Origin of the sequence: Shewanella gelidii, from assembly GCF_014647855.1 — a bacterium.
Lineage (GTDB): Bacteria > Pseudomonadota > Gammaproteobacteria > Enterobacterales > Shewanellaceae > Shewanella > Shewanella gelidii.
On record NZ_BMPZ01000002.1, the window covers coordinates 736,129 to 755,420 of the forward strand.

A 19,292-nucleotide genomic window follows, 5' to 3' on the forward strand; every position below is an offset into this window, starting at 1 on the left:
GTCGCATCTCTTGCTTTTGTGGGTTTATGGGCGCCACTACTACTCTTTCCATCGAATCTCTGTCATTAGGGTGTGTTGTTCATTCGGGGCCAAAGTGATCGAATCTTCTCGAACATTAGCAGCTTCTAAGCACACCATTTGTTGATAATCTTGATTCAAAAAGCGTGAAAGTCGTTTTGATTTTTCTATCCATGGGTTCCATAACACTGCTGATTGGCTCTGTGCTCTGCGGACTTCAATTGTACCCTGTGTCGATTCTAGATACTGTACCGGGGGTAAGTTTGCATACACTCTATCGGTTTCACGATCAAAGCGCACCGTATCAGACTCCTGATTGAATGGGCCTTTCGCAAACTCAATAAAATCAGAACCTAAAAAGCCTCTTGCTTTGAGTTGATGAATATCATCAATCGGGAAATAGCTATGTAGTGCCTGAGTTAGTGTAATGGCTTGGGTATCTAAATTTTGATTAATTAAGCTAACTCTTAAGCTTTTTCCAAGCTCAAATTTGACGCGAATCTGAGTTTTGTATGGCCAATATTCACAATCAAATTCTTGTGGGGACAGGGCTAGGGTGATTATGGCAATGTCATGCTCAAGTAGAGATGCTTCTACGTGCCACAGCTTCGTTCTAGCAAAACCATGTGCGGGCCAATTCTCCTGAGTTGATTGACCAAACCAAGGCCAACAAATAGGGATACCCCCGCGAATGCTGATACCTGGCTGATAGTCATTGGCTGAAGAAACCCATAAAAGTGATGCCTGGTTGCTTGGCTTGAATTCAGTGATTTGTGCACCTTGGAGGTATATTTTAGCCTGACATAGAGCTGTATTTACTTCCAGATAGGTTAAACCATTGTCATGTTGTTTGGTTTGCAGCCAAGTCATTGAGTTTCCTTTTTAATATTTAGCTGAGCCATTTCCAGCCGACTTCACCTGATATGGCATTATGCTAGCACGGCTTGTTTCATCGTTTAATCATTAAGTTAGTCAATTTTGGAGCGGGTTTGAAAGAGGTTCGCGTTGCCGTAAGTCTACAATGGGTTTGTGACTCAATACCAAGGTCTTACTGAGTTATTGCTCCAATTGGTTTATGGTGGTTAAAACGCTTGTTTAAATAGTGCTTTCTCCTCTGTTTTTCGATAAACCAAAAGGAACCACCAATGCCCACGTATCAAGCTCCCTTGAGAGACTTTCAATTCATTCTTGATGAAATGCTAAATATTTATGAGCAGCAACACCTTGAAGGGTTTGAGCAGGTCGACGCTGATCTCGTTGATGCTATTTTTCAAGGAATGGCAGACTTTGCAACAAAGATCATGTTACCGCTGAATAGTAGTGGTGATGCCCAAGGTTGCAAGATAGAAGATGGACAGGTGACGACACCTCAAGGGTTTCAACAAGCTTATAAGCAGTTTGTCGAAGACGGCTGGGCAACCCTGACTTGTGACCCCGAGTATGGTGGCCAAGGTCTCCCTGAAGTTGTTGGTACATTTGTGACTGAAATACAAGCGGCAACGAATATGGCTTTTGCGATGTACCCCGGATTGACCCATGGTGCGTATTCAGCAATTCATGCTCATGGCAGTGCAAAGTTAAAGCGTAAATATTTACCGAAGTTGGTTAGCGGTGAGTGGACCGGAACCATGAATCTTACGGAATCCCATGCCGGTACAGATTTAGCGTTGCTGCGGACGAAAGCTGAACCCTGTGGTGAAGATGTATTTGCAATCTCTGGAGAAAAGATTTTTATCTCATCCGGTGACCATGACTTAGCAGAAAATATCATCCATTTGGTATTGGCACGGCTGCCTGGCGCACCATCTGGGGTGAAAGGCATCTCGCTATTTGCTGTACCTAAGTTTTGGGTCAATGAAGATGGTAGTCTTGGCGAGAATACGGGGGTTCAAGCATCAGCACTTGAACACAAAATGGGTATCCATGGGAATTCAACATGTGTCATGGTCTTTGACGGTGCCAAAGGTGAATTGGTGGGAGAGGCACATCAAGGCCTGCGGGCAATGTTTACGATGATGAACCAAGCGCGGCTGGGCGTAGGAATGCAAGGTCTAGCTCAGTCTGACATTAGCTACCAAAATGCGCTCGCTTATGCACAAGACCGATTGCAAGGACGTGCACTTTCGGGTGTGCAACAGCCTAAGCTCGTCGCTGATCCCATCCTCGTACATGGTGATGTTCGGCGAATGCTGCTGGCACAAAAATCATTTAACGAGGGAGCGCGTGCGTTAGTTGGTCAACAGGCACTATGGATCGATCAGGCTGAGCGGCATCAAGATAAAGCGCTTCGTCAGCAAGCAAGTTTGTTGGCTGCACTCTTCACGCCGGTAGTCAAAGGCTTTATTACCGATCAGGGTTTTAAGGCTTGTGTTGATGCGCAGCAAGTGTTTGGTGGCCATGGTTACGTACATGAATGGGGAATGGAGCAGTTTGTACGGGACGCACGCATCGCGATGATTTACGAGGGGACGAATGGTGTGCAAGCACTCGATCTTGTTGGCCGTAAAATTATGGGAGATCAAGGCGCGGCGTTGATGACTTGGGCTGAGCAAGCCAAACAATTTATAGAAGAGAGCCGCACAGAGCCTCAGATGGAAAAGTATTCTCAAACGTTAATCAAGAACTTAGGTGATTTAGAAAAAGCAACTCAATATTTGGCTAAGCATGCACCAAGCAAGCCTGATGTGTTGGGAAGTGCGTCAATGGCCTATATGCAACTGCTTGGTATAACGTCGTTGACATTGATGTGGGCTCGTATGGCTAAGCTAGCCTTGCGTGCACTTGCGTCGCAAACCCAAGAGCATGACTTTTATCAAAGTAAGCTTAAAACTGCGGACTTCTATATGAGTTACTGGGCGATACAAACCCGAGGGCTTGTGGTTCAAATTGAATCGAGTGCAGAACAAATTTGTGAATATGATGCAGCATTGTTTTAGGCAAAGTTAACCCAGAAAAAGATTTGCTAGGGAGCAATTTAAGTAAGTAATAAGTAGAAGTAAGTATACGTGAGTGTTGGAATTTTAGTAACAACATACAAATGAGCCACTGGATTTGCCGGTGGCTTTTTTATTCACGTTTAAAATGGAGTAGCCGGTTATTGGCAGGCAGACTATGATCGGATTGGAGTTTTAAGCCTTGGTTGAATGCAAGCTCTACAATCCATTCAAAGTCTTTAATCCCACTATGGGGGTTACGCTGTTTTAACCACTGTTCAAAGCGGGCGTTGCTTTCACTGGTAAATTGACCGTTGTAATTGAAAGGGCCATAGATACAAAGGCTGCCAAACGGTGATAAGAACCTTCCGATGCCACTAAACAAGTCTTCGACCATAATCTTATCCATGATGTGCACACTGTTTGCGGTAAAAATACCATCAAAGTGAGAGTTTTTAATTGGCCATGATTGGGACACATCGAGTGCAACAGGTTGGCCAATATTTGCTGTTGGGTATTGAAGCAAACGTTGACTGATTTGTTCAAGATAGGGCTGTTGATCACTAGTTTGCCAAAATAAATGGGGCATTTCGCGAGCAAAATGTACCGCATGTTGTCCGGTTCCACTGCCTATTTCAAGAATGTGTGTGCTTTTAGCAAAGGCGGTCGATAAGACCTCTAAAATCGGTTGTTTGTTATTTTCACAAGACTGAGAAAATGCAAGTTGCATCGTGGAACCCTCATTCAATTCATCATGGTTTCATCATTATTGTTTTGCTAAGACATCGATAACTTAATGTCAATTTCAGCTGTAACTTTACTCATTTTAGAAGCGAGTCCCTGTAAAGCTTTGCGGTAAAACTTTGTTGTATATCGAGCGCTCTTGAGTCAAAGGGGTTACCCGTGGTTGATTGTTGTCGGTAAGCTCTTGCATCATAAAATCGATAAAACGTCGGCATGCTAAGCTGACATACCGTTTAGCCGGGTACACCAGTAAACACTCGCCAATATAGGCTTCGTGATCTTCAAAAAGTGGTACTAGTAAACCTTTATCCACATGCTCATTGCAAATATCGACTGGTAAGAATGAAATTCCCTTACCACAAGCTGCAGCTTCACGAGCTAATAAAATGCTGTTTGTGCAGAAGTTTCCGCTAACAGAGACTTCATTACCATGATTATCTAAGGGAAGCTCGCTAAAGACTTTGCCATTTGGAAATCGAAACATAATCATATTGTGCTGACCGAGATTTTCAGGGCTTGTCGGGACACCTTCGGTTTCAATAAACTCAGGTGAAGCATAATAACGACACTGGCTATACAAGATAGGTCTTGCCACAAGATCTGGCTCTTCCATTAAGTCTTCTACGCGAAATGCAACATCAATGTTGTGACGGATCATATCTAAAGGTTCACTAGCAGCAATCAACTCTACAGACAATTTGGGGTTGAGCTCCATAAATTTAAATGTGGAATGCGTCAAAGGAATGATATCGGGTAGGGGAAACATTTGGATTCGAAGATGACCTGTAATTTCACTATTAGGATCAGTCAGTTGAGCCAGCGTATCATCGATATCGGCAACAATTTTTAATGTGCGATTATAAAAGTGACTGCCATCGGAAGTGAGGGTCATTGAGCGGCTTTGACGGTGAAACAGTTTTAAGTTTAAGTCATCTTCCAAGTTTTTTAGCCGTCGGCTTACCGTCGATTTGGGTAACCGCAGTAAATCCGCAGCTTCGACGAGGCTACCTGTTTCAACAATTCTATGGAATAAAGCTAAATCTTCAGTATTCATGGCAGCATTAACCACTATTCGTTTCATTATGTGAAACTGATGATTTCATATAATCCCATTTTTATCAACGTACTTGTTGGTACAATATTCCGATTACAAATTGATACGTATTCGGCGGTTGGCCATTTTTAATTTTGCCATCATTGTTCTCGCAACGAATTCACAACTTATTTTTAGAGGTATTCACCATGAGGCTGTATACAGTCGCTTTAGCAGTTGCCGCCGCTAGCTCAATGTTAGTGGGGTGTGGAAAAGTTGAAAGCAAAGTGGAGCCAACGATTGTTCGGCCAGTTAAATTGTTTCAAGTCGACAATTTTGATCGTGCGGAGATGCGAGTATTCCCAGCAAAAGTTAAGGCCAATAAGCAGGCTGAGTTAGCTTTCAGGATCGGTGGTGAATTGAATCAGCTGCCTCTGTTGGAGGGGCAGGTTGTGGTACAAGGGCAGGTACTCGCGCACTTAGATGACCGAGATGCTAAGAATCAGGTGTTATTGAGAGAAGCAGATTACGAGCTTGCTTTATCTGACTTTCGTCGCCAAACGCTTTTACGGAATCAAGAGCTGATTTCAAAAGCAGAGTTTGATAATGCCCAAGCGAAGCTTAAGTCCGCAAAAGCCAATCTCGCGACAGCGCAAGATCAGTTGAGCTACACGCAGTTAAAGGCTCCATTTTCTGGCACTATCGCCAAACGGTTTATTGACAACTTCCAAACCGTACAAGCGGGTGTTCCTATTCTTACATTGCAACGAAATGACGCCGTTGATGTCGTAATTCAAGTGTCAGAGTCATTAGTGCAGGCGACAAAAGATAAGGACTCTGTGGAAGATATGCTTCCTCAGGTTAGTTTTGCAAATGATGCCAATAAACTGTATCCGGTTACTTTTAAAGAGTTCTCTTCACAAGTATCGCCAGGTACTCAAACATATGAAGCAACGTTTACCTTGCAGCAGCCCAAAGATATTCAAGTGTTGCCAGGTATGAGCGCGGAGTTGCGGGTGCAACTGGTCGAACGTGGCATTCAAACCTTAGCGATCGTTCCCGTTGCTGCAGTAGGTAAAGGCTTGCAGCCCAATCAAAGTTTAGTGTGGTTGTTTGATGAAGCCAAAGGTTCAGTACGCTCAGCTCCGGTAACATTGGGTGAGGTTCGCAGTCAGGGTATTGAGATTTTAAGTGGCATTAAGCCCGGTGAAAAAGTGGTCGCTGCCGGCATTCAGCACTTGAGTGAAGGCATGCTCGTGAAGCCTTTACGTTGGGAGCGCGGCGTCTAAATATGAATATTGCACAATACTCTATCCAGCATCGTGTGATTAGCTGGATGTTTACCCTTTTGCTTCTTGTCGGCGGTTCTATCTCTTTTTTAGGGTTGGGCCAACTCGAGTTTCCAGAATTTACCATTAAAAATGCGTTGGTGATTACGGCGTATCCAGGCGCTTCTGCCGAGCAAGTAGAAGAAGAAGTGACGCTGCAGCTTGAGGATGCTATTCAGCAGCTAGACGCGATAAAACATATTACATCTATCAATAGTGCTGGTTTGTCTCAAATTGAAATTGAGATCAAAGACACCTATGACAAAACGACTTTACCTCAAGTTTGGGATGAAGTTCGTCGTAAGGTGAATGATACCGTTGGGCTGCTGCCACCGGGGGTTAATACGCCGACCATAATTGATGACTTTAGCGATGTCTATGGGATTTTGTACAACATTTCTGGTGATGGTTATAGCTACCGTGAACTGCAGAATTATGCGGATTATTTAAGACGAGAGCTGGTGTTGGTTCCTGGGATAAAAAAAGTCTCAGTAGTTGGCATGGTGCCCGAGCAGGTTGTTGTTGAAATTTCACAACAAAAGCTCGTGTCGCTAGAGCTTGATCAAAACTATATCTACAGCTTAATCACGAATCAAAATGTGGTCTCAAATGCCGGTAGTATGCTGGTCGACGGTAATCGTATACGTATTCATCCAACGGGCGAATTTCAAAGCGTGAACGAGCTTGAACAATTACTCGTGAGTGCGCCAGGTAGTACTGACCTTATTTATTTAGGGGATATTGCCGACGTATACAAAGCATCGAATGAGTCGCCAGACGTGTTGTATCACAACAATGGTCAACGTGCGCTGTCGTTCGGAATTGCATTTGGTTCTGGTGTCAACGTCGTTGAAGTTGGTGCGATGGTTGAAGCCAGACTACAAGAACTTGAAAGTCAGCGACCAATTGGGATGGAGCTTACGACAGTCTACAATCAGTCTCATATGGTTGACGAGACAGTGAATGGCTTCTTAATCAATTTGGCTGAATCGATTGCGATTGTCATCGTCGTGTTACTGCTCTTTATGGGTGTCCGATCAGGCCTATTAATGGGCGCGGTATTGCTGCTTACCATTTTGGGCACATTTATTGTGATGAACGTGCTTAATATTGAGCTACAAATCATTTCTCTGGGCGCGCTGATCATTGCCCTTGGGATGTTGGTGGACAATGCAATTGTAGTGACTGAAGGCATTCTTATTGGCATCAAACGGGGAGAAACTCGCCTAGAAGCTGCCAAAAAAGTCGTGACGCAAACCCAGTGGCCACTGCTTGGAGCAACGGTTATCGCAATCATCGCATTCGCACCCATTGGGCTGTCAGAAACCTCCGCTGGCGAGTTCTGTGTTTCTTTATTTAAAGTGTTATTGATTTCTTTGTTTATCAGCTGGATTACCGCGATGACTTTGACACCATTCTATTGTCATTTGTTGTTTAAGGATGGGGTGCCAAATGAAGAAGATGCGCCAGAGGTGGATCCTTATAAAGGCTGGTTGTTTAGTGCGTACCGTGGTTTGTTAAATCTAGCCATGCGTTTTAAAGCGTTGACCTTGCTGTTTGTCCTTGGCGCATTGGTTACTGCGGTTGCTAACTTTGGCAATATCAAAAATGTATTTTTCCCTGCTTCAAATACGCCAATTTTCTTTATTGATGTTTGGATGCCTGAAGGGACTGACATTTTAACGACTGAAAAACTGGTTGCTCAAATTGAAAGCAAAATGTTGGCTGTTGAAGCGGACAGAAAGCTTGGGCTGGTTGCCTTGACTGCGGTCATTGGCCAAGGAGCGCAGCGATTTGTATTGCCCTATGCGCCAGAGCGTGGTTATGCCGCTTTTGCTCAAATTCTCGTCGAAATGAAAGATCTAGCAAGTATTGAATCGACTATGCCTATTGTTGAGCGCGCGTTGCGGGAAAACTTCCCTGAAGCACAATTCCGCTTAAAACGTCTCGAGAATGGCCCTTCTCCTGCGGCTAAAATTGAGGCGCGCTTTTATGGTGATGATCCGGAAGTGCTTCGCGCTCTTGCCATGCAAGCGGAAGCGATTATTAAGGCTGAACCAACCGTTGATAATGTACGGCAAAACTGGCGGAACCCCGTTACGATGGTTCGACCACAAATGGCCTATGCAAAGGCTCGTCAAATCGGTATCAGTAAGCAAGATATTGACAATGCATTACTCGTAAACTTTAGTGGTCGCCAGGTTGGGATTTACCGTGAACAAAGCCATATTCTGCCTGTGATTGCCAGGGCTCCAGACAGTGAGCGGTTAGATGCTGATAGCTTACGTAAATTACAGGTTTGGAGCGCTGAATCTAAAGCTTTTGTGCCGCTGTCTCAGTTGGTTAGCTCATTTGAGACTGAGTGGGAAAATCCGCTGATAATGCGTCGGGATCGTAAGCGCATGCTGTCAGTAATGGCGGACCCTAAGCTGGGTAGTAATGAAACAGCAGATTCCGTACATCGAAAATTTAAGGCAAAAGTAGAAGCCATCGAATTACCTGCAGGCTATTCGTTGGAGTGGGGCGGTGAGTTTGAAACATCCAACGAAGCTAAATCGTCAATCTTCGCTTCGATTCCAATGGGTTATTTGGTTATGTTTTTGATAACCGTGCTGTTGTTTAATTCGGTTCGCCAACCGTTAGTCATTTGGTTTACCGTACCTTTGGCATTGATAGGCATGGTTTCTGGACTGTTACTTTTTGATGCGCCGTTTAGTTTTATGGCGCTACTTGGCTTGTTGAGTTTAACTGGCATGGTGATTAAAAACGGGATTGTTCTCGTCGATCAAATCAATATAGAACTTAATACAGGAAAAGAACCCTATCTTGCTGTTGTTGATTCTGCGGTCAGTCGTGTTCGTCCTGTATTAATGGCGGCAATCACGACAATGTTAGGCATGCTGCCACTTATTAATGATGCATTTTTTGGTTCCATGGCGATTACCATCATCTTTGGTTTAGGGTTTGCTTCGTTATTCACCTTGGTCGTCTTGCCGGTCACTTATACCTTGTTATTCAAAATAGCCTATCAACCAGCAAGCGAGGCTGCCTAATGGGCGCTTGCATAGAAGCTTGTTAAAGGAGGCTTTCCGGCGGCCTTGATAGCAGCATAGTAAATCGAGCCTTGCCTAGTTTTCGAAGTGCGGCCTAAAGGTCACTTCGTGCCTTTGAAGCCGTACTTTTGGCACCAGTCGCTTCCCGCGTCGCCGATCGGATACAGCATCTGCTTTTACGATCGGCTTTTTCATTTTCTCTGACTAAGAATGCTGTTATCCTCCCCAAAAAAACAGAGGTGGAAATGACAATGCAAATTACTCGTGAAGCGTTAGAAACGTTCTTCGAAGATACCCGTGAGTTTACCCGTGAGCATGATGCGAAGTTTGATATCGACCAAGAGTGTCGCTGGTCTTTCTACTTTGCCGATAGAGATGAGCGCCGGTTAACTGATTTGGGGAGTCATTTAGAAAGTGAAGGTTATGAGCCGATAGGCTTTTTGGAAGCCGATGCTGATGATGACGACCCAGATGTCATGTTCTTACGCGTAGATATGGTAGAAACCCATACTGTCGACTCGTTAGCGAAGCGCAATGCAGAGTTTTATGAACTCGCAAGCGAATATGGGATATTGCAGTACGAAGGCATGGACGTTGGCGAGGTTGACGGCCTTTTCTAATTCGCTTCGTAGTTAGAGAACGCAATATAAAGAGAGCTAGGCGATACGCTTGGCTCTTTTTTGTGCGTGCGTTTTAACGGTTTTAGCGATTGTGCTCAGGGCGATGGATAATATCGGCTGCATGTTGCAATGCACTTTCACTTGCTCGGTTGCCCATAACGTAACGTGCTAGCCAAGCGGTAAGGGGAATGGTGAGCACGATGCCAACGCTCCCTGCGAGAGCATGGATTATTGCTAAAGAAATAATCGGGGTGTTAATGAATTGGGTGATTGGCATATCCAATCCCCAGACCATCATAATGGTTGTTAATGAGCTGCCTGCAAATGCCAATATCAAGGTATTGGTCATGGTTCCCATAATGTCTCGGCCAATATTCATGCTGGCTTGCATGAGTTGTTTTGGTGTCAGTTTCGGGTCGGTAATTTGCAGCTCGTTATAAGCTGAAGCAATTGAGATTGCGACATCCATAACCGCACCGAGTGCCGAAACCATAATGGCGACAAACATGAGCCAACGAATTTGAATCGGTTGAGTGGTGAGATAGATGACGTCTTCGCCTTTGTCTAAGTAAATGCCTGATAAATGGGCCAATTCACCAAAAAGTTGAGCCATGATCCCGGCGGCAATCACACCAAGTAGGGTTCCGCCCATGGCGCAGTAACTCTTACGGTTATTCCCTGAGACCAAAATGAAATTGACCACAATTTTAAGCCCCATCAGTACCGTTGTGACCATGACTGGGTTGTAACCGGCAAATATGGACGGGATCAATACTCCAATAATCAGTGCTGCAGTGAAGTAGAGTGAAACGACTGAATTAAGACCTTCTTTCTTACCAAATGACAAGAGTAACAACAGAAAAGCAAAGCACATGCTATAAATTGCAGTGGACCGTTTGTGGTTAAACGCCCAATAAACCGGGCCATTTGCAGTTTGCCGGATCATCATAATAAACACATCGCCAGACTTGACTAAAATGTTGTGTTGACGGCTCAATGGGTTTTCGACTTCAACACGGCTTCCTTGCTCGGGTCCTTCAAGGATGATGGCGGTAAAAACCTGTTTTCCTGTCAAAATGGAAGGAACACGGGGATCTGGTGCGAGTTCACTACTGAGAACATCGATGACACGTGCCTCAACAAAGTCCTGTTTAACTTGTGTTTTGGGCTTAAAACTTTCGCTCAAACTCGGGGAAAAATAAAAAATTCCAGTTGAGAGTAAAGCGATAAACAGTGCGAATCGATAATTCTTAAGCATATTTGGCTTCTTAACAACGTTTCAATCTTTTGAAGTCCTAAGGTTTTTTTAGGGCATCATTGAATCAAATAAGGATGAACAAAAAATCAGTGTCGTACATTTTTGCTTGAATAGAGAAAACACAAAAGGCCCGTTACCGGGCCTTTATTATGAAATGTGTTTACTCGGCAACAACACAGCCTTCGTAAACCTTCACAGGATCGGCATCACCTTTATTTGGGTTATCGAAGTATGAGGTTGCATCATTTAAGTTAACAGATTGAACAATGCCCGGATATTTCGGGTTATCTAGATCGATATTAATACAGATCTCTTTGTTCTCAAGCTGATTCCATAAAGCTTCACCTGCAGCGCCGTCATTCCGTAGCAACGTGATGGCACCATTGTCTTGGTACTGCTTAATTTCCCAGTTCGGATTAGTAAAGTCAGCTGCACTAACACCTTGGTTATTGATGACGTACTCAGTGAGCATGTCACGAATTGCATAGACTTGCTCATTTACGGAGTCGTAATAAACATCTTCATCAGTTGCCCAACCCCAAGCTTTGATTTGCGAGCCCCAGCGGTAGCTGTTCAGCGCTAGCTTGTAGGTGGCGGTAGGATCGAATGGTTTGCCGTCAATCTCAATAATCTCAACACGGCTACCTTCATTGGTGACCTTATTGTCATCATCACGATCCATAGCAAAAGCTTCACCAGTTAAATCAACCGTGAAGTTAATTTTTCCGTCAAATTGGTCATAGTTATAAGCTTTCGCGCCTTTACGGAAGGAAACCGTAATGTCTCCGTCCTGATAGGCATTGAAGTAGCTATAAGACCATTCCATGTAGCGTTTTAGATTTGCGCCACTAATGTTGATACCCACGAGCGTGTTGTCGTATTTATACAGACGAGTTGAATCTTTTTTCGCGTAATCATCGCCATCAATGAGATTGGAGGCATCAGAGAACAGTGACGCTGCGGAAACAACTGCACCGGCTTTTTCTAATTGAGTCTGGTTAATAAAGTCCATTAATGGTGTATCTTGAACTTTGGCAGTGTGAATCGTGGTGTAAAGGCGGCCAATCAGATCGGTGTCTTCATGAACCGCTTCGTCAGCACCAGAGCCTGGCGTAAATACGCCTGCAATTGTCCCGATAACTTCTTGTGCGTCTAACTTCGCGGCATCATCGATGTATTGGAACTGAGCACTGATATCTGTATCTTCTTCAACATATTTGGTGCTGATATTCGCCAGTGTGGTGTCAACCATTTCCCACTTGCCGTCGGTGCCTTTTTTCAACTTAATTTCAGCAGTCGCTAGTGCGGAACCCCATTTTCCTGGCTCCATGATTTTCACGCTGTTGGCTCGATTGCTTTCATCGTATGTGCCGGCCAAAGTTTTATCTTCGACAGAATCTTTGCCTTCCACTGAAATATCGGTATAAACCACTTCTGCGCCAGCTTCAGCCTTGGCGACACTTTCAATGTAAGTTGCATGCTCATGGCCCGCAAGAATCACATCAAATTGATCAGCCATTTCAGCAGCAATGCGGCGAACCCCGTAGCCACTTGGAGAGTTACGTCCGAGATGGAATGCACCAATGACGACGTCGACTTCATGTGCTTCTACTGCTGCCGCAACAGCTGCTTTGACTGATTCGAGTTCGTTGTCAAATTGCAAACCGGCAAAATGACTTGGTGCAGAGGCTTCCCAATTTGGGACATATGACGGCGTGACACCAACAATTGCAACTTTAGCACCATCGACTTCAAAGATTTGGAAGGCACGGATATAGTTGGCACCATTTTCTTCCCATTTGATGTTGCTTGACACTACGGCACCATTGAAATGGCCAAGGTTTCGATCGACAAAAGTGCGTTCAAAGTTGAACTCGTGGTTACCTGGAACCCATAAGTCAAAGTCGAGCGCGTTGAGGGTGGAAACAACCGGGTGAGTTGGATCATCATTGAATAATTGTGCTGAGTTGCCCTGAACTGTGTCACCGATGTCGAGCAAAATCATGTTTTCATTTTTGCTTTTTTCTGTTTTCAGCAAGGTTGCAACACGTGTTAAGCCTGCATCTGAGTCTTCTTTATCCAAAGCGTAGTCATAACCAAAAATACGACCGTGTAAATCCGATGTCGCACCAATGGTAATGGTCACTTCATCAGCTTGTTCTTGGCTTTTAACGACCACATCTGGTGTATTCGTTAGCGTTTTACCTTGGGTTGCGATGGTGGTGTAGCCGCTGTCTTTAATGACTTCTTTTTCAACGATGACCGTATCATCAGAGTCACAAGCTGTTACCCCAAGCGCCGCAGAAATAACTACAGCCAATAATTTCTTGTTTAACATATCCATTACTCAACAATTAAAAGTTAACCCCGAGAGCATGTTGCTCCCACTTTTTGCCATGCTTATTGTTTTATATATATGACAGAGCATTTGATTATAAGAACAGTTTTCGAAATTAATGTGACCTAGAGCATGTACTCTAAAAGTAATTTGGGGCAATTACACATTATTTTTGTGTGTATTTTTTCGATTGAGTTTAAGCCTTTGTTTATGCGTTAGTTTTGTTGGTTGTTATATCGTTGCTCGGTGCTAATTGAGACATCTAGCTTGATTCTACGGGAAGTCACTTTGGGCTGAAGCGTTGCCCTGTGTAAGTGGCGGAGCTAATCAAAACAGGGGAACAGCTATACATTGAGCGCGTTTGGCTACTGTGTTTGTCAATGGCTGGTGGCATGCTTGTTGATTTTGTAAAGTAAGAAGGTCATTTGAAGCGGATGATTGAATACTAAAAAAGGACCCTCAGGTCCTTTTATTTGTTGAGCGGAAAAAGTAACCGGTTTAGTTACCTGAAACGGTACCACCGCCACCGCCGCTACCGCCACCAAAACCTGGTGTAGCAGGCGCTGCAGCACGACTTCTTGCTCGGGTTAGACCAAATTCAGGACCTTGGCCTTGTCCTTTACCGCGGTTGCCCGCTGCAGTTTCAGTATTTGCAACGGCATTCTCAACCACAGATGGGTCGACTCCTTTTGCTATTGCGACCGCCAAAATGGTGTCTGAGTCAACATTCGCATTACTTGCAGCTGCAAGTACGGCTTCAATTTCTTCAGTTGTGCCAGCATTGTCTAATGCTAAAGCAAGAATGGCTTCAACCATATCTGGGTTTGCTGTAATCGCGCTTGCTACATAATCAGCTAAAGACTGACCACCAGCAACCGCTGCTTCCAAGCTTTTTTCGAGGCTATTTTCCGCTTGTACTGCAGCTGAGAAGCCACCAGTAGCGAACAGTGATGCCGCGAAAAGTATTGCTAGTTTATTAGCGCGCATTATATTCCCTTATATTCGAATTAGACGTAAGTTAGCAAGGATTCTAGACTAACGGGTCTATCTTTGCAGCTATTTTCATCACATATTGAATCAAATTCATAGACTTGAAACAAACCTCGCCCTTGAAGAGCATCAATATTGAGTTCTAAACAGGAGTCGGCTATAGCCATATCTTCCACATGAGGAGCAATAATTTTTACGCCAATACCGTGGCAAATTTGTGTGACCGTTTGAATAAAGAAACGAGTATCCGCCTCTTTTAAGTCTCGAATGTAGCTGCCATCGACTTTGATATAATCAATATCTAAGTTACGAATATATTTAAATGAACTTAAGCTAGAGCCAAAGCGCTCAATGGTTACTTCAATGCCTAACGCTTTGGTTTGGTTAATAAAGCTTTTTGCTGAATCATAACTGGCAAGAATGGCAGTTTCGTTGATTTCGAATAGCAATGGTGGCAGCTTTGTTTGTAGTGCGTTAATCGTTGTAAATAGCCAGTCTCTAAACTTTTCATCATGTAAGGCATTATTACTGATATTGATTGCAACTTTTGATTCACTGACATGCTGTAACTTGTTCAGCATAAAACAAATCACCGCTTGCTCAAGTTCATGTAACACACCAAGATTACTGGCCATTGCAAATACATCAGCAGTGGGTAGTATTTTGTTGTCAAGTTTAAAGCGAGCAAATGTTTCCGCATAAACCATTTGTTGTTTGGCATCGATAACCGGTTGGATCAGCAGGTCGAAAATATTCTCGAGTTCTTGTAGATCTGTGAGTATTTCCTTTGCGGAAATTGTAGCGACATTGTTGGCTTGAATTGTTTGATGAAATTGCTCGAACACATCTTGCCACTCGGTGCGTGATTTGCTTTCACTATCGCTTTGCGTTGGCACAAGACCATATTGAACTTGATAATAACAGTTGTGGGCGATTAAGTTATCAAGGCGCTTCATACAAGCAACAAAAGCTTCGTTTGGATTTACGTCAATCATCACGTGCCTAGCAAAGCCTTCAGTGTATTTTTCTCGATTGGCAATGGCGAAACAGGAGACTAAATGCTCATCGAGCTTTTGCGCATCGGCTTCTGCGAGCTTGGCCAATACCGCGATTTCGGAGCCTGAAATTCTAAAAACCTGGTGTTCACCACATTCTTGGTAGGTTTGAGTGATCAGTCCCGCCGCATGTTTTACATAATCATCACCAGCGCCATAACCCTCGGCATTATTGAGTTCTGCAAGTGAGGGCAGGCTAATTAAACAGAGGTAGACACCATCAGATAAATGCTCGCGTTCATTCTGCATACTGGAGAACTGCTGCAACAAAGCACGGCGGTTCGGTAAGCCCGTTAATTCATCTAGATAGACTTGTTTTGAAAGCTTATCAGCAATTTCAGTTTGCTCTTCAAAAGATTGCCTAATGTTGCTAACCATCCGGTTGAGTGCGTCCACTACGACTTGGAGTTCTGTTGTAAAAGGGACTTTGGTGTTGAGTTCAAACCGCTTTTGAGTCACGCCTTTTGCTTGTGATTCAATGTTCTTTAGCGGGCCAAGTACGGCTTTTAAAATGAAGTAAGAAACAACAAGGGCAAGAACGAGCAATAACAGTGTGTCGGTCGCATCTTTAATACTTTGTTGCCAAAGGGTTTCGTATGAAGCACCTGGGTGAGACTGAACCGATAAAACGCCAGCCTGAACCCAGCCACTGCTGACTTCACTTCGCATAATGGGCGGGGAGAGCGGAAACAGAGAGATAAACCAGCTGGGTACGATTCGAGTTACTTTGTCATATTGGCGATCAATCTTGGTAATGCCGTCCATATCGGCAAAAGAAATATGTTGGTAGTAACCTGAATCAAAAATAGCGTTAGTCATTGTTTCGGCAATGACGAGGCCTTCTTCATCCATATAGGGCGTAATTGATAGTCCTAAGCTATGTGCCGCGTCTTGTGCATGGGATGCGAGCTGATCTTCTAAATAATGACGCATGCTCTCAACATTATTGTATAACGATGCGCCCAGAATGAGCAGCGAAAGGCCAGCGATTAGCCCATACAATTGGGTTTGTAACGACATGCCTTTTCGGTTTTTTACGTCCTGTTTCATTGCTATTCGCCTAACTCTATTCTGTCTAACAACAAGTCCCAGTTTTTAACTCCAGAACCACTTTTTACTTTTTTACCTAAACCATGCGCACGAGCTAACCAGAGTCCTTGTCCATTGAATGAATAAATAGGTTTTAAATCTGAACGCCTATTTGCGGGTAGAATTCTAGGGTTTAGGTTATCGAGAACCAAAGGGATTGCTTTGGGTTCATCAAAATAGATGAGTACCATGTGGGGGGTATCGACTGTTATGGCTCTCACATACATGAGCCTTAGTTTGTCTTCTGTAACCCCCATGGCTCTTAGCGTCATATATTTAAAAATGGCGTAATCTTCACAATCCCCTTTACCGTGGGCCAAAGATTCAACCGGTGTTGCCCAGTAATCTTTTGTTTGCCATTGAATGATATCGTCAGCATATTCAATATTTCGATGAGCAAAGTGATTGACTTCATGTAAACGGTGCCAGTCACTACGATCAAAATTCTCTTCAATTAATGCTTGCCAGCTACGCATTTTAGGTTCTATTTGCTTTCCATACTGGTTGGCTAGGCTCTGCAGCTTGTCCTGACTAAAGACTTTATTTATTACATTTGCATGGTTGAGTGAGCTCAGGCTAATGCAAACAACCGCGATCAGTAAAGCGAGCCTGAAGTGAACACTTTTGCCCTGCATTAATTTAGATAAGTGATTTACAAATTTTTTTAAATTGGCTTTGTTCAGAATTGCCAAACCTTTTAGTGATTCCGTTAAATTATCATGTTTTACTATGAAGATTGACTATAAAATCGTTACATATTCGTCACTAACAATACTAGCTGAGCTCAGAGTGATCAATGGCTTGATTGTATCAAGTTAAACCTGTGGATTCGCCTTAATAGTACTTTTAGATGTTGCGGGCCTTACCCTCTGTTTTTACCTCGTTTTATCTTTTCATTGTGCGAACATATGTTTGTTGGTCTGCATCATATTTCTAAGTGAATTGGGGGGGCGTGCTGTTATTGTGGGCCTTGTTGAGAGCTCACTTACAAAATTAAAATTATTCAACAAGTTTTTTATGCTTCTTGCGTTCAGCTATTTTTGTGGTTTTATCTGGTCTGATCTGTGCAACTGCCCGATAATACAGCAAAAAAATCAATGAGGAATGCTAGTATAAATGTCCTACATATGCATGCAAATTATAAAAAGCATTTTCGTTGACATTATTGTAGCCAAAGTGCTCTATCGTGAGAATCTTGCGGTTTATTTTCTATAGGGGAGTCAGTATACTGGCAGCCGTCAAATACTTGACATTCATGTTTATAAGAAGTTTTGTCCGTAATCAAAGGAAGTTAGTTCGGTTTCATAGTCAAATATTTAGTGACGGTGGCTGGGCTTCAAGGAATAGAGAGTTTTTCGTGTTATTACTGTTTATTAAGACCATTGCTACAAACAGTTATGACATTTAAAAAGCGTATTATCTTCTAGCAGATACCTAGATGCTTTGAAGTGACTTTATCGTGCAGTTTTACTTCTATTTCTCTTCTTCGTTTACACATAAATCTTTGACTGTATCGATAGCTTGAACACAACAGTTGAATTGATTTTGTTCATTATTATTTAGTTTAGTTATTTATAACTGGCAAGTTAGATATCTCTTGAATTTTTGTTTGCTCGTTGATTGGAAGAGGCTGGAAATCATGAAAAATGGAATTACGCAGAGTGTTATTGCGCTGAGCTGTTTGTTTGCGTTCAATGTATCTGCGAATGAGGCTGGTGCGATTGCCACATCTTCAGGAATCGATTTGGTTCCTCGTGTTGATGCAACGTTAAAACATGATGATAACCTCGCGAGCTCTAGTAACAATGAAGAGCAAAGCTGGATCATGGAAGTCAGACCGTCAATTGTCGCTGAACTTGAAGATGGCCTAAATATCTATACTGCAGAGTTCGGAATTGCAGCGGGACACTTTTTTGATAGCCAAGATGATGATTACCTAGATGCTCGAGTTTCAGGCTCTGCTTATCTAGAAGGTGATCAAAGCAATCGGTTGAATTTAGATGGGCTGATACTGTTTGGTCATGAAGATCGAGGTACGGGAGTATCCGAAGGGGTCGGTGGTGAACAGGAAGAACCAAATACATTTGTAAACTTATCAATTGGGGGCTATTACGAATACGGCGCTTTATCCACTCCAGCAAGGCTAAGAATCAATGCCAAATATTATGATAAAGAATATACAAACTTTGAGTCGGTCACTAAGTTTAAAAACTATGAATCTTATACGCTAGGCACTTCACTTTATTATGACACAAGAGCGTCTACGAGCTTGGTTGTAGATTTGATTAGAGAAGATATTAGTTATGAATATGTAGATCCTACTGGCGATCGAGATAGTGTGAGTAGCGATGTCAAAGTGGGCGTTGATTGGGAAGCGACAGCACTAACTCAAGGAAGTGCTCGTATTGGTTACCAGAAAAAAGAGTTTGATAATCAACTACGAGAAGACTTTGGTGGACTAGCTTGGTCAATTAATGTCACTTGGTCACCATTGACATATTCATCTGTTGATTTCAATACAGGCCGGAAGGCAAAAGATCCATCAACTGATGGCGACTATGTTCAAGAAACAACTTATGGCGTGACTTGGAGTCATGAATGGTCACCATTGTGGGCATCAAACGTCGGAGTTAATTTACTAAAAGAAGACTTTACTGGTATCAGTCGAAAAGATGAAATGAAGTCGTTTAACCTAGGTTTAAATTACAACGCTTCAAGATGGCTAACATTGAAAGCTGGTGTTGATATTACTGACAAGTCTTCTAGTCAAGCTCAAATTAAATATGACAAAACCGTTTTTTATATTACTGCAGAAATGACATTGTAGGAGATC

General features: G+C 43.2%; 13 protein-coding genes. 5 read left to right on the forward strand and 8 right to left on the reverse strand.

The features are described 5' to 3' along the window. Positions 1 to 39: 39 nt before the first annotated feature. Complete coding sequence (locus IEY18_RS06760; protein WP_188919055.1) at positions 40 to 888, reverse strand: D-hexose-6-phosphate mutarotase; 849 nt, start codon at positions 886 to 888, stop codon at positions 40 to 42. 275 nt (positions 889 to 1,163) lie between these two features. Between IEY18_RS06760 and IEY18_RS06765 the strand changes: the two genes are divergently transcribed. Continuing rightward, positions 1,164 to 2,954 (forward strand): acyl-CoA dehydrogenase C-terminal domain-containing protein, encoded by a 1,791-nt coding sequence (locus IEY18_RS06765; RefSeq protein ID WP_188919057.1) that lies wholly within the window; start codon positions 1,164 to 1,166, stop codon positions 2,952 to 2,954. Between the two features lie 130 nt (positions 2,955 to 3,084). Here IEY18_RS06765 and IEY18_RS06770 read toward each other — a convergent pair whose 3' ends face one another. Together IEY18_RS06770 and IEY18_RS06775 are read right to left on the reverse strand one after the other, a co-directional pair. Continuing rightward, positions 3,085 to 3,681, reverse strand: a complete 597-nt coding sequence (locus IEY18_RS06770; protein ID WP_188919059.1) for a DUF938 domain-containing protein — start codon at positions 3,679 to 3,681, stop codon at positions 3,085 to 3,087. 96 nt (positions 3,682 to 3,777) lie between these two features. Further along, the gene (locus tag IEY18_RS06775; RefSeq protein WP_188919060.1) at positions 3,778 to 4,749 is read right to left on the reverse strand and encodes a LysR family transcriptional regulator; all 972 of its coding nucleotides are present in this window, start codon (positions 4,747 to 4,749) and stop codon (positions 3,778 to 3,780) included. Positions 4,750 to 4,937: 188 nt separating this feature from the next. On the opposite strand from IEY18_RS06775, the gene IEY18_RS06780 reads away from it, so the two are divergent. The 3 genes from IEY18_RS06780 (at position 4,938) to IEY18_RS06790 (ending at position 9,729) form a co-directional block, all read left to right on the forward strand. Then, the gene (locus tag IEY18_RS06780; protein WP_188919062.1) at positions 4,938 to 6,017 is read left to right on the forward strand and encodes an efflux RND transporter periplasmic adaptor subunit; all 1,080 of its coding nucleotides are present in this window, start codon (positions 4,938 to 4,940) and stop codon (positions 6,015 to 6,017) included. Between the two features lie 2 nt (positions 6,018 to 6,019). Continuing rightward, the gene (locus IEY18_RS06785; protein WP_188919064.1) at positions 6,020 to 9,109 is read left to right on the forward strand and encodes an efflux RND transporter permease subunit; all 3,090 of its coding nucleotides are present in this window, start codon (positions 6,020 to 6,022) and stop codon (positions 9,107 to 9,109) included. A 251-nt stretch (positions 9,110 to 9,360) separates the two neighbouring features. Continuing rightward, on the forward strand, positions 9,361 to 9,729 hold the full coding sequence (locus IEY18_RS06790; RefSeq protein ID WP_188919066.1) for a ribonuclease E inhibitor RraB: 369 nt from the start codon (positions 9,361 to 9,363) through the stop codon (positions 9,727 to 9,729). 82 nt (positions 9,730 to 9,811) lie between these two features. Here IEY18_RS06790 and IEY18_RS06795 read toward each other — a convergent pair whose 3' ends face one another. The 5 genes from IEY18_RS06795 to IEY18_RS06815 all read right to left on the reverse strand — a co-directional run bounded on the left by IEY18_RS06795 (position 9,812) and on the right by IEY18_RS06815 (position 16,935). Next, the gene (locus tag IEY18_RS06795) at positions 9,812 to 10,987 is read right to left on the reverse strand and encodes a YibE/F family protein (RefSeq protein ID WP_188919068.1); all 1,176 of its coding nucleotides are present in this window, start codon (positions 10,985 to 10,987) and stop codon (positions 9,812 to 9,814) included. 160 nt (positions 10,988 to 11,147) lie between these two features. Next, a complete protein-coding gene (locus IEY18_RS06800) occupies positions 11,148 to 13,325 on the reverse strand; it encodes a bifunctional metallophosphatase/5'-nucleotidase (protein ID WP_229779757.1) in 2,178 nt (725 codons plus the stop codon). A 498-nt stretch (positions 13,326 to 13,823) separates the two neighbouring features. Next, on the reverse strand, positions 13,824 to 14,312 hold the full coding sequence (locus tag IEY18_RS06805) for a hypothetical protein (protein ID WP_188919073.1): 489 nt from the start codon (positions 14,310 to 14,312) through the stop codon (positions 13,824 to 13,826). Between the two features lie 20 nt (positions 14,313 to 14,332). Beyond that, on the reverse strand, positions 14,333 to 16,420 hold the full coding sequence (locus IEY18_RS06810) for a bifunctional diguanylate cyclase/phosphodiesterase (protein ID WP_188919075.1): 2,088 nt from the start codon (positions 16,418 to 16,420) through the stop codon (positions 14,333 to 14,335). A gap of 2 nt (positions 16,421 to 16,422) precedes the next feature. Then, positions 16,423 to 16,935 carry a transglutaminase-like cysteine peptidase gene (locus IEY18_RS06815; RefSeq protein WP_229779758.1) on the reverse strand — a complete coding sequence of 171 codons (513 nt, stop codon included), beginning with the start codon at positions 16,933 to 16,935 and terminating at the stop codon, positions 16,423 to 16,425. 1,163 nt (positions 16,936 to 18,098) lie between these two features. Here IEY18_RS06815 and IEY18_RS06820 point away from each other — a divergent pair. Next, positions 18,099 to 19,286, forward strand: a complete 1,188-nt coding sequence (locus IEY18_RS06820; protein WP_188919076.1) for an outer membrane beta-barrel protein — start codon at positions 18,099 to 18,101, stop codon at positions 19,284 to 19,286. Positions 19,287 to 19,292 lie beyond the last annotated feature (6 nt).

What these genes read in the sequence shown, in the direction of transcription:
- IEY18_RS06775 (WP_188919060.1), bottom strand. Translation starts at nt 4,749, where the DNA reads ATGAATACTGAAGATTTAGCTTTATTCCATAGAATTGTTGAAACAGGT.
- IEY18_RS06765 (WP_188919057.1), top strand. Translation starts at nt 1,164, where the DNA reads ATGCCCACGTATCAAGCTCCCTTGAGAGACTTTCAATTCATTCTTGAT.
- IEY18_RS06785 (WP_188919064.1), top strand. Translation starts at nt 6,020, where the DNA reads ATGAATATTGCACAATACTCTATCCAGCATCGTGTGATTAGCTGGATG.
- IEY18_RS06820 (WP_188919076.1), top strand. Translation starts at nt 18,099, where the DNA reads ATGAAAAATGGAATTACGCAGAGTGTTATTGCGCTGAGCTGTTTGTTT.
- IEY18_RS06795 (WP_188919068.1), bottom strand. Translation starts at nt 10,987, where the DNA reads ATGCTTAAGAATTATCGATTCGCACTGTTTATCGCTTTACTCTCAACT.
- IEY18_RS06805 (WP_188919073.1), bottom strand. Translation starts at nt 14,312, where the DNA reads ATGCGCGCTAATAAACTAGCAATACTTTTCGCGGCATCACTGTTCGCT.
- IEY18_RS06770 (WP_188919059.1), bottom strand. Translation starts at nt 3,681, where the DNA reads ATGCAACTTGCATTTTCTCAGTCTTGTGAAAATAACAAACAACCGATT.
- IEY18_RS06810 (WP_188919075.1), bottom strand. Translation starts at nt 16,420, where the DNA reads ATGAAACAGGACGTAAAAAACCGAAAAGGCATGTCGTTACAAACCCAA.
- IEY18_RS06780 (WP_188919062.1), top strand. Translation starts at nt 4,938, where the DNA reads ATGAGGCTGTATACAGTCGCTTTAGCAGTTGCCGCCGCTAGCTCAATG.
- IEY18_RS06800 (WP_229779757.1), bottom strand. Translation starts at nt 13,325, where the DNA reads ATGTTAAACAAGAAATTATTGGCTGTAGTTATTTCTGCGGCGCTTGGG.
- IEY18_RS06790 (WP_188919066.1), top strand. Translation starts at nt 9,361, where the DNA reads ATGCAAATTACTCGTGAAGCGTTAGAAACGTTCTTCGAAGATACCCGT.
- IEY18_RS06760 (WP_188919055.1), bottom strand. Translation starts at nt 888, where the DNA reads ATGACTTGGCTGCAAACCAAACAACATGACAATGGTTTAACCTATCTG.
- IEY18_RS06815 (WP_229779758.1), bottom strand. Translation starts at nt 16,935, where the DNA reads ATGCGTAGCTGGCAAGCATTAATTGAAGAGAATTTTGATCGTAGTGAC.